The sequence below is a fragment of the Arthrobacter sp. A2-55 genome, assembly GCF_025548615.1.
GTDB lineage: Bacteria > Actinomycetota > Actinomycetes > Actinomycetales > Micrococcaceae > Specibacter > Specibacter silviterrae.
Map to the genome: position 1 here is coordinate 14732 of NZ_JAJLOZ010000061.1, position 15188 is coordinate 29919.

General features: G+C 66.2%; 14 protein-coding genes. 9 read left to right on the forward strand and 5 right to left on the reverse strand.

Annotated features, from left to right (window positions below):
* Positions 1-6 precede the first annotated feature (6 nt).
* Complete coding sequence (gene tkt / locus LPN03_RS15565; RefSeq protein ID WP_262454926.1) at positions 7-2133, reverse strand: transketolase; 2127 nt, start codon at positions 2131-2133, stop codon at positions 7-9.
* A gap of 371 nt (positions 2134-2504) precedes the next feature.
* On the opposite strand from tkt, the gene LPN03_RS15570 reads away from it, so the two are divergent.
* Complete coding sequence (locus LPN03_RS15570) at positions 2505-3482, forward strand: heme o synthase (RefSeq protein WP_410468607.1); 978 nt, start codon at positions 2505-2507, stop codon at positions 3480-3482.
* An 81-nt stretch (positions 3483-3563) separates the two neighbouring features.
* Here the strand turns inward: LPN03_RS15570 and LPN03_RS15575 are convergent, their stop codons facing one another.
* Genes LPN03_RS15575 through LPN03_RS15585 form a run of 3 tightly spaced genes read right to left on the reverse strand, consistent with a single transcriptional unit; the run spans position 3564 to position 6231 of the window.
* Positions 3564-4478, reverse strand: coding sequence for a COX15/CtaA family protein (locus tag LPN03_RS15575; RefSeq protein WP_262454932.1), 915 nt, complete (start codon positions 4476-4478; stop codon positions 3564-3566).
* Positions 4479-4519: 41 nt separating this feature from the next.
* On the reverse strand, positions 4520-5290 hold the full coding sequence (locus LPN03_RS15580) for an ABC transporter permease (RefSeq protein ID WP_262454927.1): 771 nt from the start codon (positions 5288-5290) through the stop codon (positions 4520-4522).
* Positions 5287-6231 carry an ABC transporter ATP-binding protein gene (locus LPN03_RS15585; RefSeq protein WP_262454933.1) on the reverse strand — a complete coding sequence of 315 codons (945 nt, stop codon included), beginning with the start codon at positions 6229-6231 and terminating at the stop codon, positions 5287-5289. Before LPN03_RS15585 ends, LPN03_RS15580 begins: the two co-directional genes overlap by 4 nt.
* 257 nt (positions 6232-6488) lie before the next feature.
* Between LPN03_RS15585 and LPN03_RS15590 the strand changes: the two genes are divergently transcribed.
* The 6 genes from LPN03_RS15590 to LPN03_RS15615 are packed head-to-tail and all read left to right on the forward strand — an operon-like array spanning position 6489 to position 11618.
* The gene (locus LPN03_RS15590) at positions 6489-7259 is read left to right on the forward strand and encodes a helix-turn-helix transcriptional regulator (protein WP_165180698.1); all 771 of its coding nucleotides are present in this window, start codon (positions 6489-6491) and stop codon (positions 7257-7259) included.
* Positions 7259-8734 (forward strand): Fe-S cluster assembly protein SufB, encoded by a 1476-nt coding sequence (gene sufB / locus LPN03_RS15595; RefSeq protein WP_165180699.1) that lies wholly within the window; start codon positions 7259-7261, stop codon positions 8732-8734. Before LPN03_RS15590 ends, sufB begins: the two co-directional genes overlap by 1 nt.
* The gene (gene sufD, locus LPN03_RS15600; RefSeq protein ID WP_165180700.1) at positions 8735-10054 is read left to right on the forward strand and encodes a Fe-S cluster assembly protein SufD; all 1320 of its coding nucleotides are present in this window, start codon (positions 8735-8737) and stop codon (positions 10052-10054) included.
* Complete coding sequence (locus LPN03_RS15605; RefSeq protein WP_165180701.1) at positions 10054-10413, forward strand: non-heme iron oxygenase ferredoxin subunit; 360 nt, start codon at positions 10054-10056, stop codon at positions 10411-10413. Before sufD ends, LPN03_RS15605 begins: the two co-directional genes overlap by 1 nt.
* A 48-nt stretch (positions 10414-10461) precedes the next feature.
* The gene (gene sufC, locus LPN03_RS15610) at positions 10462-11229 is read left to right on the forward strand and encodes a Fe-S cluster assembly ATPase SufC (protein ID WP_165180702.1); all 768 of its coding nucleotides are present in this window, start codon (positions 10462-10464) and stop codon (positions 11227-11229) included.
* A 38-nt stretch (positions 11230-11267) separates the two neighbouring features.
* Positions 11268-11618 (forward strand): metal-sulfur cluster assembly factor, encoded by a 351-nt coding sequence (locus LPN03_RS15615; protein WP_262454928.1) that lies wholly within the window; start codon positions 11268-11270, stop codon positions 11616-11618.
* A gap of 73 nt (positions 11619-11691) precedes the next feature.
* Here LPN03_RS15615 and LPN03_RS15620 read toward each other — a convergent pair whose 3' ends face one another.
* Positions 11692-12597 (reverse strand): neutral zinc metallopeptidase, encoded by a 906-nt coding sequence (locus tag LPN03_RS15620; RefSeq protein ID WP_165180704.1) that lies wholly within the window; start codon positions 12595-12597, stop codon positions 11692-11694.
* Between the two features lie 53 nt (positions 12598-12650).
* Here LPN03_RS15620 and LPN03_RS15625 point away from each other — a divergent pair, with 53 nt between their 5' ends.
* Entirely contained in the window at positions 12651-14042 is a 1392-nt protein-coding gene (locus LPN03_RS15625) for a class I adenylate-forming enzyme family protein (RefSeq protein WP_262454929.1), read from the forward strand.
* The coding region (locus LPN03_RS15630; RefSeq protein ID WP_262454930.1) for a thiolase family protein at positions 14023-15188 on the forward strand (1166 nt) is incomplete at its 3' end. The genes LPN03_RS15625 and LPN03_RS15630, both read left to right, overlap by 20 nt.

Consider the following 15188-nt stretch of genomic DNA (forward strand, 5'->3'; position numbering starts at 1 on the left):
GGGCTGTCAGGCGGAGGCTGCAGCGATGGATTCCGTGGCGGCGGCCGTCACGGTTTCGGTGGTGATGCCAAACTCCTGGAACAGGCGCTTGTAGTCGGCCGAGGCGCCAAAGTGCTCCAGGGAGATGGAGCGGCCGGCGTCGCCCACAAATTCCCGCCAGCCCAGGGCCAGCCCGGCCTCGACGGAGACGCGGGCCTTGACGGCCGCGGGCAGCACGGCCTCACGGTACTCGGGTGATTGTGCGTGGAACCACTCAACGCAGGGCATGGACACCACGCGGGCTGCGACACCGCTGGCACCTAGGGCCTCCCGCGCGTCAACGGCCAGCTGCACTTCGGAGCCCGTGGCGATCAGGATCACGTCGGGGGTGACGGCGGCGCCGTCGCGGACGGCCTCGGCCAGGACATACCCGCCCTTGGCGACTCCCGCCGTCGAGCCGAACTCGGTGGCCGTGGCCTCGCCGGCGCCGCGGGCGTAGGTGGGGATGTTTTGGCGGGTCAGCACAATCCCGGCCGGGTGGTCGGTGGTTTCCAGGATCTTGGCCCAGGCCGCGGCGACTTCATTGGCGTCGCCGGGGCGGACCACGTCCAGGCCGGGAATGGCGCGCAGGGTGGCGAGCTGTTCCACGGGCTGGTGGGTGGGGCCGTCCTCGCCCAGGCCGATGGAGTCGTGAGTCCACACGTAAATGGACGGGACGCCCATCAGGGCGGAGAGACGGATGGCGGGGCGCTGGTAGTCGCTGAAGATCAGGAACGTGCCGGAGAACGCACGGGTGGGGCCGCCCAGGTGGATGCCGTTGACGATGGAGGCGGCGGCGTGCTCGCGGATGCCGAAGTGCAGCACGCGGCCGTAGGGGCCGCCGGACCAGGTGTCGGTCTGCTTGTCCTTGGGGACAAACGAGCCCACCCCTTCAATGGTGGTGTTGTTGGAACCGGCCAGGTCGCAGGAGCCGCCCCACAGCTCGGGGAGCACCCCGCCGATGCCGTTGAGGACCTTGCCGGATGCCACACGGGTGGAGACGTCCTTGCCGGCCTCAAACGAGGGAAGGTTTGCCTCCCACCCTGCTGGCAGCTCCTTCTTTTCAATGCGTTCCAGCAGGGCGGCGTTTTCGGGGTTGGCCGCCTTCCAGGCCTCGAAGCCGACGTTCCATTCCTCGTGGGCCGCGGCGCCGCGGGCCTCCACCTGGCGGGCGTGGGCCAGGATGGCCGGATCCACGTCGAAGCTCTTCTCCGGGTCAAAGCCCAGTTCGGCTTTCAGCGCGGCCACTTCGGCCGCACCCAGTGCCGAGCCGTGGATGGCGCCCGTGTTCTGCTTCTTCGGCGACGGGTAGCCGATGATGGTGCGCAGCAGGATGATGGAGGGCTTGCCGGTTTCAGCCTTCGCCGTCTCCAGGGCGGCGTGGAGTTCGGCCACGTCCTCAACGTACTCACCGGTCTTGGTCCAGTCGACGCGCTGCACGTGCCAGCCGTAGGCCTCGTAGCGCTTGAGGACGTCCTCGGAGTAGGCGATGTTGGTGTCGTCTTCAATGGAGATGTGGTTGGAATCGTAGATGACCACCATGTTGCCAAGTTCCTGGTGGCCTGCCAGCGAGGATGCCTCGCTGGTCACGCCTTCCTGGAGGTCGCCGTCGGAGGCAATGACCCACACGGTGTGGTCAAAGGGGCTGGTGCCGGGGGCGGCATCGGGGTCCATGAGCCCGCGCATGCGCCGCTGTGAGTAGGCGAAGCCGACGGCGGAGGCCAGGCCCTGGCCCAGCGGTCCGGTGGTGATTTCCACGCCCCTGGTGTGCTTGTACTCGGGGTGGCCGGGGGTCAGCGAGCCCCAGGTGCGCAACGCCTCCAGGTCCGTGAGCTCCAGGCCGTAGCCGGAGAGGAACAGCTGGATGTAAAGCGTCAGGGACGAGTGGCCGGGGGAGAGGATGAAGCGGTCGCGGCCAATCCAGTCGGGGTTCGCCGGATCAATGCGCATGACCTTTTGGAACAGCAGGTAGGCGGCCGGTGCCAGCGACATCGCGGTTCCGGGGTGGCCGTTGCCCACCTTTTCGACGGCGTCTGCGGCCAGGACACGTACCGTGTCCACGGCGCGCACGTCGTCAGCGGTCCAGGAAAATGATGCCGAATCCAGATGTGACACTTATAGGTCCCTCTCGTTGAGTGCAGGCACGAAGCACGTGCACGGCACGCGCACGGCCGGGCCAGGGACAAGTCCGTGGCTCCGCTGCCCTGCGCTGCTTCGCGTTGAAACTTATGATCTCGCTTCAGCTTAGTGCCACTGGTGCCGGTGGTGGCTAACCGCCGCCCGGGCGTGGGATTCATAAAGGGACGGGGTGGCGGGCAAGTGATCAGATTTGCCGCAACTTGCCACAATTGCTTGACTTATTCACGTTCATGTCTTTTCACCCGCGGCCAGCTATGATATTTAGAGGTTTTGCCGCCCGGCTGCCGCCACCCGTGGTGGTGTGCTCCGCGGCCGGGCCGCTGCTGTGAACCAACGATTAGAACATGGTGACATTACACGTGAGTGCAACGCATATCCCGATCGCCGGAACATCCCCCGAGGCACCAATGCGTGTGGGTTTTTCTGCCAAGGCCAAGGGATACCTGGCCCTGACCAAGCCCAGGGTGGTGGAGCTGCTGCTGGTGACCACCCTGCCCACCATGTTCTTCGCGCAGGGCTATTCCGGCAGGGGAGGCGTCCCCAGCCTGTGGCTCATGGTGGCCACCATGGTCGGCGGCGCCCTGGCAGCCGGCGCGTCCGGTGCCTTCAACTGCTACATTGACCGCGACATTGACAAGATCATGCACCGGACGTCGAAGCGCCCCCTGGTGACCGGCGTCATCACCCCGCGCGAGGCACTCGTCTTTTCGTGGGTGCTCACAGTCCTGGCCGTTGCCCTGCTGTGGAGCATTAACCCGCTGACCGGGCTGCTCGGCGTCGGGGCCATCTTCCTGTACGTGGTGGTCTACTCGCTGATCCTCAAGCGCCGCACCACGCAAAACATCGTCTGGGGCGGGGCTGCAGGATGCATGCCGGTGCTCATCGCCTGGTCCGCCGTGACCAATTCGGTCCAGTGGCCGGCAGTGATCCTGTTCATGATCATCTTCCTGTGGACCCCGCCTCACTACTGGCCCCTGTCCATGCGCTACGGCGACGACTACAACGCCGTCAACGTCCCCATGCTCGGCGCCGTGGCCGGCTCGCGGACCGTGGCCGTGCAGGTGGTCCTGTACACCTGGGCCATGGTGGCGTGCTCGCTGCTCATGATTCCCCTGGGCGGCGCGGGCATTGTCTACACCGTGGTGGCCATTGGCGCCGGCGGCTGGTTCCTGTTCGAGGCCCACAAGCTTTACAGCAATGCCAAGAAGGACCTTGTCACCAAGAAGAACGCCATGAAGGTGTTCCACGCGTCCATTTCCTACCTGACACTGGTGTTCCTTTCCCTGGCGGTGGACCCGTTTGTGGGCCAGGCACTGATGCGCTGACCACCCATACAAAGGAACGACGCCGGCGGCGCACCTTCCCTGTGAAGGTGCGCCGCCGGCTTCGTTCCTGTTGGCCTGGTGTCAGGAAGCGCGGAGCTGGTCCCTGCCGCGGCGAAGAGCGAGGTCGACAATGTTGGTGCCGGTTGCCAGGAGCAGTGAGGAGCCCACCATGTGCAGTCCCACCAGGAGTGAGGGGACGCCGGTGAAGTACTGCCAGTAGCCAATGGCCCCCTGGTAGACAACGGAGACAATGAGGAGCACCGCAGCGCTGCGCAGGAGACCGGGCGTGCGCCACAGCAGGACCAGCAGAATCACGGAAACTGCCACCAGCAGGTACACCGGCAGCACGTGGATGCGCGTGACCAGGTAGCCGTCAAGGCCCATGCGCGGTGAGGTGGAGTCGCCGGAGTGCGGGCCGGAACCCGTGACCAGGGTTCCCAGCACCACGGCCAGGTAGGTGCACACGGCCGCCACGGCGCTCAGCTGGCGAATGGTCTGGCGGGGCCGCACGGCCGTGGCTGGCGCCGTGGCGCCGGTACGCCCGTGGGCCCTGTTGACCAGTAGCATGCTAAAGACCACCAGGGCGGCAGAGACCAGGAAATGCAGGCTGACCACGTACGGGTTCAGCCCGGTCAGCACGGTGATGCCGCCAATCACCGCCTGGGCGGGAATGCTGGCCAGGAGGGAGAACGTGAGCCAAAAGAGGTCCTTGCGCTCCTTCCGGAGGTTCCAGAGCATCACCAGGAGGGCCAGTGCAACGGCGGCCAGGGCAAACGTCAGTGTCCGGTTGGTGAACTCGATGACGCCGTGAATGCCCATGGCGGGGGTGTTGGTGAGGGAGCCGGGCGTGCATTGGGGCCAGGTGGGGCACCCCAGGCCTGAGCCCGTCAGGCGGACCACGCCGCCGGAGACAATGAGGACTCCCTGGCCGATCAGCAGGCCCACGGACAGGCGGCGGATGGCCGGCGTGACCGAGGTGGGCAGCTTGTCCGCCATGGATTTCAGGGTGGTTTTTTGACTCACTTCATTCACGTCTTTCAGTTCCATTTGAACCATTTGATGGCCGCCACCGAGCCGGCAGCGGTCCAGGCAAGCAGGATGACCAAGGCAAAGATGTCCAGCCGGCCGTCGATCAGCGACGCCCGCATCAGCGTGCCCAGCGCGCCCGAGGGCAGCCAGTCGACAATCCCGGCCATGGTGTCGGAGAATTTGGTGGCCGGCAGCACAATGCCGCCCATGGCGGCCAGCAGGATCCAGCCCAGGTTGGTGATGGCCAGCGTCGCTTCGGGGCGGACGGTGCCGGCAATGAGCAGGCCCAGGGCCGTAAAGGCGGCGGCGCCCAGGACCAGCAGCGGGATCCCCAGCAGCACCCCGCCCGGGGAAGGGCGCCAGCCCATGAACGCGGCGACGGTGGAAATAATGGCCACCTGGATGGCCAGCGCCACCAGCACGGCAATCACCTTGCCCGCGATGAGGCCGCCCTTGCCCAGGGGAGTGGTGGACAGGAAGCGCAGGACCCCGTACCGGCGGTCGAAGCCCGTGGCAATGCCCTGGCCGGTGAACGCCGTCGACAGTGCACACAGGGCCAGGATTCCCGGGGTTGCCGTGTCAACCCGGGAGTGGCCCATGCCGTCAAGGATGGGCATCACGGCCAGCGCGATCAGCCCCAGCAGCGGCATGACGATCATGAGTACCAGCTGTTCGCCGTTGCGCAGCATGGTCGCGGCCTCATACCTGCCCTGGTTGAGGACACGCGTGGCCAGGGATGCCGCGCCGGCGGGCGGAACGTCGGTGAAGAGGCTGCTCATGGGGTCTCCGTTTCGGCTGCACGGACTTGCGCCGCCTGGTGCGGGGCTGGGACTGGCATTTTCGGGGCGGGTTCGAGGGATGCCGCGATGGCCAGGAACACGTCCTCGAGCGACTGGGAGGCAAGGTGGACCGACGTCGGCATGAGGGACAAGGACGCGCACCATTGCCCAAAGCGCCCCAGGTCCCCGGGTTCGAGGGAACCGAGGATCCGGTAGCTGCCCGGGCGGGTTTCCTCACAGGCCAGGCCGGGGCGGTGCAGCGCCGTCGTGTCCAGCCCGGGCGGGGCGTCGAAGGTCATGGTGCGCTGCGTCTGGGCGGCCGTGGAGGCGTTCAGCAAGTCCGGCACCGTGCCCTCGGTGACCGACTCCCCGTGGTTGACGATGTACACGTAGTCGGCCAGGCGCTGGGCGTCATCCAGGAGGTGGGTGGTCAGGACGATGGCCTTGCCGGCGTCGCGCAGTTCACGGATCAGCTCGAAGACCATGATGCGCGACTGCGGGTCCAGGCCTGCGCTGGGCTCGTCCAGGAAAAGGACTTCAGGGTTTCCCAGGAGGCTGGCGGCCAGGGCCACGCGCTGCTTTTGCCCCCCGGACAGCCGGCGGATGTTGGTGCTGGAAAATTCAGCGATGCCAAGCCGGTCAACCAGGGCGTCGACGCTCAGCGGGTTCCTGTAGAGCCCGGCAACGTGTCGCAGCAGGGCCACGGGGCGGGCCGCCGGCGGAAGCCCCCCATCCTGCAACATGACACCCACGCGTGAGCGGAGTTCGGCGTCGGCCGTTTCAGGGTCCTGCCCCAGGAGGGAAACGGTGCCGCCGTTGCGTCGTTGCAATCCCTGCGCGCACTCGATGGTGGTGGTCTTGCCGGCACCGTTGGCGCCCAGCAGCGCGGTGACCTGGCCAAAATGTGCCGTGAGGTTGATGTTGGAGACAATCCGCTTCATCCGGCCGTCAAGCGCCGGTACGGGACCAACATCCTTGACGAGCCCGGAAATGACCAGGGCGGCGTCCGGGGAGGGGGAGGGAGACAATGTCACGCCCACTATTCTACGTTACGTAGTATGGGGGAATGCATGGCCCGGCGCCCGGCCGCCGGCCCCGCCGCGTGGGTAGGCTCACCTTACTGGTACGGACGGCCGAATTACGACATACTTGTGTTGTTTATTGTTGTGGTTTTATCCATGTGGCGGAGGTGTCGAGCATGACGCAAGTCGAACTGGGGCACGTTGCCGGCCTGGAACCGGATGAACGCACCCGCGACCGGGTCCTGACAGCGGTTTTGGAGCACGGGCCCGTCAGCGCGGCGCAAATGGGGAAGATGCTCAGCCTTACCCCGGCAGCGGTCCGCCGGCACCTGGACACGCTGTCCAAACAGGGCGTCATTGAAGTCAAGCTCATCAGCAATGCCACCAGCGGGGCCGGCCGCCCCGCACGCCGCTATGTGGTGTCCAAGCAGGGGCAGGCTGAAATCGGCGACGACTACCTGGAAATAGCCCGCCTGGCACTGGCCGAGATTGCCGGCAGCCACGGTGAACAAGGCGTGGTGGATTTTGCCGAACGCCGCTTTGCCAAGATGGAGGCCAAGTACCAGCCCCTGGTGGACGCCGCCGGCCCCGACGTGGCCGCCCGTTCCCGGGCCCTCGCCGCAGCCTTGAACGAGGACCGCTTTGTGGCCACGTCCAACTCGCTGAACCCGCATTCGGCCATGGCTGCCGAGCAGCTGTGCCAGGGTCACTGCCCCATCCAGGCGCTGGCCACCACCTTTCCCCAATTTTGCGACGCCGAGACGGAAGTTTTTTCCCGCCTCCTGGGCGTCGACGTCCGCAGGCTCTCCACCATGGCAAGTGGCGGGCACGTGTGCACCACCCATGTACCAACGGGCCGGGCCGTGGTCCGCAAGCGCGTCAGCGTTCCTGCGGCCATGGCGCGCCCGTCGCAGAATATTTCCAACCATCAGCAAGAAAGGCCGTGATGACGGATCAATTAGCGCAGGACGTACGCGCGAATGGTGCGGTCGAAGACTCCACCAACCACGACATCCTCGAAAGAAACCCGGAGCTGGAGGGACTGGGCAACTACGCCTTTGGCTGGTCGGACAAAAACGAGGCCAGCGCCAACGCCCGGCGCGGCATCAATGAAGAGGTGGTCCGCGACATCTCCGCCAAGAAGGGCGAGCCCCAGTGGATGCTGGACATGCGCCTCAAGGGCCTGAAGTACTTTGACCGCAAGCCCATGCCCACCTGGGGTGCAGACCTCTCCGGCATCGATTTTGACAACATCAAGTACTTTGTCCGGTCCACGGAGGAGCAGGCGCAGACGTGGGAGGACCTCCCCGAAGACATCCGCAACACCTACGAGCGGATCGGCATCCCCGAAGCTGAGCGCAGCCGCCTGGTGGGCGGCGTCACGGCCCAGTACGAATCCGAGGTGGTGTACCACCAGATCCGCGAGGACCTGGAAGCACAGGGCGTCATCTTCACCGACACCGACACGGGCCTGCGCGAACACCCGGAAATCTTCCAGGAATACTTCGGCACCATGATCCCCGTCGGCGACAACAAGTTCGCCTCGCTGAACACGGCAGCCTGGTCCGGCGGGTCCTTCGTCTACGTGCCCCCGGGCGTCCACGTGGAGATTCCGCTGCAGGCCTACTTCCGGATCAACACCGAAAACATGGGCCAGTTTGAGCGCACGCTCATCATCGCCGACGAAGGCAGCTACGTCCACTACATTGAAGGCTGCACGGCCCCGATCTACACCTCGGACTCGCTGCACTCCGCCGTCGTCGAAATTGTGGTGAAGAAGAACGCCCGCGTCCGCTACACCACCATCCAGAACTGGTCCAACAACGTGTACAACCTGGTGACCAAGCGCGCCATTGCACACGAGGGCGCCACCATGGAATGGGTGGACGGCAACATCGGCTCCAAGGTCACCATGAAGTACCCGGCCGTCTACCTCGTGGGCGAGCACGCCAAGGGCGAGACCCTCTCCGTTGCCTTTGCCGGCGAGGGCCAGCACCAGGACACCGGGTCCAAGATGGTCCACATCGCACCGAACACGCAGTCTTCGATCATCTCCAAGTCGGTTGCGCGCGGCGGCGGCCGGTCGGCCTACCGCGGCCTGGTCCAGATCCGTGAAGGCGCCAACCACTCCGCCAACACCGTGCGCTGTGACGCACTGCTGGTTGACAACATCTCGCGTTCCGACACGTACCCGTACGTTGACGTCCGCGAAGACGATGTCTCCATGGGTCACGAGGCAACGGTGTCCAAGGTCAGCGCAGAGCAGCTGTTCTACCTGCAGTCCCGCGGCATGCCCGAGGACGAGGCCATGGCCATGATCGTGCGCGGCTTCATCGAGCCCATCGCGAAGGAACTGCCCATGGAATATGCGCTTGAACTGAACCGCCTGATCGAACTGCAGATGGAAGGGGCCGTCGGCTAAATGACCGAGCTCACCGAAGAAAAAGTAATGGACGCCCCGGACGGACAGGTCTGGTCGCAGGGCTTCATCAAGGGCATGACGGAGGAAGGCGAGCAGCTTTCCGAGATCAACCCTGCCTCAGGTCCCCTGGGAGGCTCAGCTGCCAACGCGCATTCGCACGGCGACAGCCACGGCGGCGGCGTCGGCATCCCCGACAGCTCACGTGCCGGCCGCCTCACCTCCTACAAGCTGGCCGACTTCCCCCTGATCACCGGCCGCGAGGAGGACTGGCGCTTCACCCCGCTCAAGCGCCTCCGCGGCCTGGACCGTGTGGGTGTCAAGGGCCAGGGGCTCGACGGCGACGCACCTGCTGTCGAGGTCACCAAGCCCGACGCCGTCACGGTGGAGACCGTGGGCCGCGACGACGCCCGCATCGGCACCGCGGGAATTCCCGAGGACCGTGTGGCTGCCGCCGCCTGGGAGAATTTTAAGGAGGCGACAGTCGTCACCCTGCCCGCCGAATACCAGGGCACCGTGGAGGACGTCACCACGCTGACGCTGACCGGCGCCGGCGTGACCCCGGCCGCCGCACACATCTTCGTCCACGCCAAGAAGTTCGCCTCCGGCGTGGTGGTCCTGGACCACCGTGGCACCGCGGTCCTGAGCGAGAACGTCGAAATCCTGGTCGAGGACGGTGCCAACCTCACCGTTGTCAGCATCCAGGACTGGAATGACGACACCGTCCACGCCAGCGCGCAGCACATCAAGGTGGGCCGCGACGCAAAGGTCAAGCACGTGGTCATCAACCTCGGCGGCAGCCTGCTCCGGACCACGCCGTCGGCCCGCTACGCCGGCACCGGCAGCGAAGTGGAAATGTACGGCCTGTACTTCGCCGACGCCGGGCAGCACCTGGAACAGCGCCTGTTCGTGGACCACTCCACCAACAACTGCAAGTCACGGGTCACCTACAAGGGCGCACTGCAGGGCGAGGGTGCGCACGCGGTCTGGATCGGTGACGTGCTGATCCGCAAGGAAGCCGAGGGCACCGACACCTACGAGATGAACCGGAACCTGATCCTGACCCAGGGTGCCCGCGCCGACTCCGTGCCGAACCTGGAAATTGAAACGGGCCTCATCGAGGGCGCCGGACACGCAAGTGCCACCGGACGCTTTGACGACGAGCAGCTGTTCTACCTGCAGGCCCGCGGCATCCCGGAAGATGTGGCCCGCCGACTGGTGGTGCGCGGCTTCCTCAACGAGGTCATCCAGCACATCAAGGTTCCCGCCCTTGAGGAGCGCATGCGCGATGCCGTGGAACGGGAATTGGCGGCAACGGCGTAATGAGCGATTCCTCCACGCCCGCCGGCGTCGTCGTCTGCCAGGACAGCGACGTTGAGGTAAAGTCTTCCCTCCTGGTGGAGGTGGATGACTTTCCCATTGCCATTGTCAGGGACTCGTACGGCGTATTGCACGCAATCGGCGACACGTGCTCCCATGCGGAAATCTCATTGAGCGAGGGCGACGTGGAGGACGGCACCATCGAATGCTGGGCGCACGGCAGTTCCTTTGACCTGAAAACAGGTGAACCGCTGACGCTGCCCGCCTTCGAGCCCGTGCCCGTCTTCAACCTGGAAGTCCACGACGGCGATGTTTATGTCGACGTCACCAACATTCTTAACGGCGTCAGCATCGACAACTAACGCCCTTCCCGCGCACCACACACCAATATTCTTAGGAGAAATTAGAGTATGTCTACTCTGGAAATCAAGGACCTGCACGTCAGCATCGTCACTGAGCAGGGCGTCAAGCCGATCCTCAAGGGCGTCAGCCTGACCATCAAAACCGGTGAGACCCACGCCATCATGGGACCCAACGGCTCCGGCAAGTCCACCCTGGCATCCACCATTGCCGGCCACCCGCGTTACACCGTGGACAGCGGTTCCATCACGCTCGACGGCGAAGACGTCCTCGCGATGACCGTGGACCAGCGCGCCCGCGCCGGGCTGTTCCTGGCCATGCAGTACCCCGTGGAAATCCCGGGCGTCACCATGACGAACTTCCTCCGCACGGCCAAGACGGCCATCGACGGCGAAGCACCCAAGCTGCGCACCTGGACCAAGGACGTCAAGGCGGCCATGTCCCAGCTGCGCATCGAGCCCGAATTCGCCGAGCGCAACGTCAATGAAGGCTTCTCCGGTGGTGAAAAGAAGCGCCACGAGATCCTCCAGCTTGAACTGCTCAAGCCCAAGTTCGCTGTTCTCGACGAGACCGATTCCGGCCTTGACGTCGATGCGCTGAAGGTTGTCTCCGAGGGTGTCAACCGTGCCATTGAGACCGGCGGCCTCGGCACCATCCTCATCACCCACTACACGCGGATCCTGCGTTACATCAAGCCTGACTTTGTCCACGTGTTTGTTGATGGCAACATCGCCGAGCAGGGCGGCCCGGAACTGGCCGACCGACTCGAAGAAGAAGGCTACGACCGCTACCTGGCGCAAGCCCCGGCCACGGCCTAGCCACCGCACTTTTCAGAAGGAAAAGCGAAGAAGGAATCATGACTGACATCAGCGAAACAAGTGCCCCCGTGGCAACTGCGCAGACTGACCTCGAGGACGTCGAGGAAGCGCTCAAGGACGTCATTGACCCCGAACTGGGTGTCAACGTCGTCGACCTCGGGCTCCTTTATGGCCTGCGCTACGGCGACGACGGCGCCCTGCTGCTGGACATGACGCTGACCACAGCGGCCTGCCCTCTCCAGGACGTCATTGAAGAGCAGGTCGAAAACTGCCTTGGCCCCATCGTGGACGAATGGCGGATCAACTGGGTGTGGATGCCGCCGTGGGGTCCCGAGCGGATCACCGACGACGGCCGCGACCAAATGCGGGCCCTCGGCTTCAACATTTAGTTCGCAACACAGGGAACCGCCGTCGGGCCTGGCATATCCAGGCTCGACGGCGGTTCCTGCGTTTTTGCTGTGGCTACACCTTGGGCACGGAGAACGTGTCGCAGCTGGCCAGGTCCCCGCTCTGGTAGCCGGTGGACAGCCAGTGCTGGCGCTGGGCACTGGAACCGTGTGTCCACGTTTCGGGGTTGCTGTGCCCCGTGGCCGCCTGCTGGATCCTGTCGTCGCCCACGGAGGATGCAGCGGAGAGGGCGTCGTTGAGGTCCTGCTGCTTGAGCGGGCGCAGGAACGGCGAGCTGCTGCCGGGAGCCGGCTGGGTGGAGGCGTGGCGCATCCAGATTCCGGCATAGCAGTCCGCCTGCAGCTCGGTGCGCACTGACGCCGACTGGGCGCCGCGCGGATCCTGCTGGGCTTTGCCAATGGTGCCAAGGAGGTCCTGGACGTGGTGGCCGAATTCATGGGCCACCACATACTCCTGGGCCAGCGGCCCGCCGGAGGAACCAAACTGTGTCTCCAGCTGGGAAAAGAACGCAGGGTCAAAGTAGGCCTTGTTGTCCCCGGGGCAGTAGAACGGCCCAACGTCGGTGCTGGCCGGGCCGCAGGCCGTACTCACGCTGGAGCTGAAGATGACCGTCTTGGGCACCGTGTACTTGACCTTGTACGGGGCCAGGTAGGCGGGCCAAAAGGTGTTGAGGGAATTGGCCGTGCCGAGGATCCGGCAGTCCAGCCGGGCATTCGCATCGGCGCCGCTGACACAGGAACTGATGGCCGATCCGGCCGTCTGTTCAACGGCAGGGGGCTGGCCGGTGTCGCCCACCATGCCTGCCAGCAGATCGGGATTGATGCCGAGCAGGGCTCCGATGAGCACCACCAGGCCGCCGCCCAGGCCCAGCCCCATCTTGCCGCCGCGGCCCATTCCCCCTCCGCCCCGGCGGTCCTCCACCTGCGACGGGTCCAATCGTGCGCCTTCGTTGAAAGTCATGGCTTTACAGTAGCCGCCCGGCCAAGGGGCTCCAAGGACATTCGTCCCTTACGATGAAAGCAATGCCATTCATCGACAGGGTCCACCAGTGGGCCGCCACACAACCGGGCCGTGCCGCCGTCGTCACCGGGACGGACACCCTCAGCTATGCCCAGCTCGGCGCCGCCGCTGCTGCTGCAGCACAGGGCCGGTGCTCCGCCACGGGCGGCCGACTCGCCGTGGTGGACCTGCCCACGGGAACGGCACTTGCCGGCCAGTTTTGCGCCGCAGTGGCTGCATCGGCTGTGGCCGCCGTCCTCGATTCCGGCTGGCCGGCCGAACTGCGCCAATCCATCACCCACCATGCCAGAAGCTGGGCCGGTTCGGCTGACATTCCGGCGTCCACTTTCCTGCTGGGCCTTTCCTCCGGGACCAGCGGCGTCCCCAAGGCATTCATGCGGTCGCGGGAGTCCTGGCGGGCGTCGTTTCTTGCCAGCACGCAGTACTTCGGCGTCGGCCAGGAAGACGTGACGCTGGCGCCCGGCCCCCTGGCCGCCAGCATGAACCTCTATGCCCTGGGCGAGTGCCTGTTTAGCGGGTCCACGTTTGTGGCACTGCCGGGCTTCACCCCGGACGCGGCACTCGCTTCCATCAGGGACCGCGCCGTGACCCGGCTGGTGCTGGTCCCCACCGTTTTGGGACTGATCGCCGCCCGCGGGCTGGCCACCGGGCAGGGCCCCTCGGGTGTGACTTCCATAGTGTGCGCCGGCTCCGCGCTGCCCCCCGGGCTGCTCGCCCTGGCCCGGCGCTGGGCCCCCCGAGCCCGCATTTACCAGTATTACGGTGCATCCGAACTGGGATTTGTGGCCGCCTCTGAAATTCTTGGCGGCAGGGGGACGGGCCCGGTCGGCACAGCATTTCCCGGCGTGGAACTGGCTGTTCTGGACGCCGCCGGCCGAAAGCTGCCCACAGGCGAAGTGGGAGACATCAGCGTACGCAGCCCCTATATTTGTGACGGCTACGCCTGGGGCGACGACGGACTGGCCCTCGCCACCGTCAACGGCTGGCACACCGTCAGGGACCAAGGCTGGCTCGACAGCGACGGGGCGCTCCACGTGGCGGGCCGGGCGTCGGAGATGATCGTCACCAGCGGTGCCAACGTCTATCCGCAGCAGGTGGAGCAGGCACTCACAGGGGACGGCATGGAGGGCGCAGTGGTGGTCACGGGCCTTGCCGACCCCGTTCGCGGCCAGCGTGTGGTGGCCGGCCTGCTGGGCTCGCCGGAGGAATTGGCTGCGCTCCTGGCCGCCTGCCGGAAGCGCTCCGCCGCCCTGCCGTCCCAGCAGCGTCCCAGCCGGTACTACGCCCTTGCGGCGAACCCAGCCACCGGCGCCGGAAAAGTCAGCCGGGCCCTGCTGGCCGAATGGATTGTGAAAGGTGACGCCCGTGCACATCGGATTCAGTGACGTGACGGACCCAGACAGGACCGCCGTCGTCCTTGCCGCCAAGCGCCTTCCCACGGCCAAGGCGGGCGGTGCGTACCGCCACATTCCGGCGCACGATCTTGCCGCGCCGGTGATGCGTGCGGCCGTCGCGGCAGCCGGCATCGACCCGGGTGCCCTCAACGACGTGATCCTCGGAAACGCAACGGGCGGCGGCGGCAATGTGGCCCGCCTCGCCGCCCTGACGGCCGGCTTCCCGGACGTGGTGCCGGGCCTGACCGTGGACAGGCAGTGCGCCTCGGGGCTGGAAGCCATTGTCCTGGCCTGCCGCCTGGTCCAGTCGGGGGCGGGCCAGGCATACCTGGCCGGCGGGGTGGAAAGCATCAGCACGGCCCCTGCCCGGGCAAACCGCCGTCCGGACGGGACCCTGGACTTCATTGCACGCGCCCAGTTCGCGCCCCTCGACACGACAAACGGCGGCGGGGGAGACCCCGATGCCGGAGTGGCAGCCGAGAACGTCGCCACCGCCTACGGGATCACGCGCGAACGGCAGGACGCCTACGCCCTGCAAAGCCACCAGCGCGCCGTCGCAGCCGCTGCGGCAGGGGAATTCGACGCCGAACTGCACCCCCTGGCCGGCCTGGCCGCCGACCAGGGCCCGAGGCCGAAACTGACGGAGAAGCTGCTGGCAAGATTTCCCGCCGCCTTCGTGGACGGCGGCACGGTGACGGCCGGCAATTCCTGCCCCTACAGCGACGGCGCGGCCGCCGTCGTCGTCACCAGCGTCACGCTGGCGCGGAGCCTCGCCGCCAGCCCCAGCCATGGCCTCACTTTCGTGGACGCCGCAACGGCAGGCAATGAGCCGGCTCTCATGGGCGTGGGCGCGGCCCACTCCACAAGCATCCTCATGCAGCGGACGGGGCTCGACGCCGGGGCCCTTGGCCGGGGCCTGATTGAGTTCAACGAGGCATTTGCATCGCAGGTGCTGGCCGTGGCCGACATTTTGGGCCTGGACCCGGACAGCCTGAACCGCGACGGCGGCGCACTGGCCCTCGGCCACCCCTATGGCGCATCCGGTGCCGTCCTGGTGGTGCGGCTGCTGGCCCAGGCTGCCGCCCGCGGCATTGAGGGACTCGACGCCGTCGCCATGATCAGCGCCGCAGGGGGAAT

Coding starts and splice junctions, on each gene's coding strand:
- LPN03_RS15575 (WP_262454932.1), bottom strand. CDS start 4,478: ATGGCGGACAAGCTGCCCACCTCGGTCACGCCGGCCATCCGCCGCCTG.
- LPN03_RS15580 (WP_262454927.1), bottom strand. CDS start 5,290: ATGAGCAGCCTCTTCACCGACGTTCCGCCCGCCGGCGCGGCATCCCTG.
- LPN03_RS15585 (WP_262454933.1), bottom strand. CDS start 6,231: ATGAAGCGGATTGTCTCCAACATCAACCTCACGGCACATTTTGGCCAG.
- LPN03_RS15590 (WP_165180698.1), top strand. CDS start 6,489: ATGACGCAAGTCGAACTGGGGCACGTTGCCGGCCTGGAACCGGATGAA.
- sufB (WP_165180699.1), top strand. CDS start 7,259: ATGACGGATCAATTAGCGCAGGACGTACGCGCGAATGGTGCGGTCGAA.
- sufD (WP_165180700.1), top strand. CDS start 8,735: ATGACCGAGCTCACCGAAGAAAAAGTAATGGACGCCCCGGACGGACAG.
- LPN03_RS15605 (WP_165180701.1), top strand. CDS start 10,054: ATGAGCGATTCCTCCACGCCCGCCGGCGTCGTCGTCTGCCAGGACAGC.
- sufC (WP_165180702.1), top strand. CDS start 10,462: ATGTCTACTCTGGAAATCAAGGACCTGCACGTCAGCATCGTCACTGAG.
- LPN03_RS15615 (WP_262454928.1), top strand. CDS start 11,268: ATGACTGACATCAGCGAAACAAGTGCCCCCGTGGCAACTGCGCAGACT.
- LPN03_RS15620 (WP_165180704.1), bottom strand. CDS start 12,597: ATGACTTTCAACGAAGGCGCACGATTGGACCCGTCGCAGGTGGAGGAC.
- LPN03_RS15625 (WP_262454929.1), top strand. CDS start 12,651: ATGAAAGCAATGCCATTCATCGACAGGGTCCACCAGTGGGCCGCCACA.